This is a genomic window from Corallococcus sp. CA041A (assembly GCF_003612075.1).
GTDB lineage: Bacteria > Myxococcota > Myxococcia > Myxococcales > Myxococcaceae > Corallococcus > Corallococcus exiguus.
In genome coordinates, this window is record NZ_RAWF01000597.1 from 1 (window position 1) to 525 (window position 525).

The 525-nt window shown below is 75.2% G+C and carries 1 protein-coding gene; it reads left to right on the forward strand.

The features are described from left to right. Positions 1–525, forward strand: a 525-nt coding sequence (locus D7V77_RS42395) for an HAD-IC family P-type ATPase (protein ID WP_158624602.1), incomplete at both ends; no start/stop codon positions are given.

The window sequence follows — 525 nt, forward strand, 5'->3', positions numbered from 1 at the left end:
GGGTGGAGCTGTTGCTGTCGGCGGTGGCGCTCGCGGTCGCGGCGGTGCCAGAGGGCCTGCCCACGGTGGTGACGCTCGCGCTCGCCGTGGGCGTGCAGCGCATGGTGAAGGGGCACGTGCTCGTGCGGCGGATGCAGGCGGTGGAGGCGCTCGGCTCGGCCACCGTCATCTGCACGGACAAGACGGGCACGCTCACCCAGGGAATCATGGAGGTGCGCGAGCTGTGGCCTCCGGAGGCGGCGCCACGCGTGCTGGAGGTGGCCGCGGGCTGCTGCGACGCGGAGCTGGGGCAGGGGCAGGGGACTGGCGCGGGGGACCCCACGGAGCTGGCGCTGCTCGCGGCGGCGCGGGTCCGGGGCATCGAGCGCGCGGACCTGGAGCGCGACCGGCCGCGCGTGGCGGAGCAGCCCTTTGATTCGGAGCGGCGGCGCATGAGCGTCCTGCGCTCGGACGGCGTGCTCTACCTGAAGGGCGCGCTGGAGGCGTTGCTGCCCCTGTGCCGGGAAGTGCCGCCGGGGGTGAAGG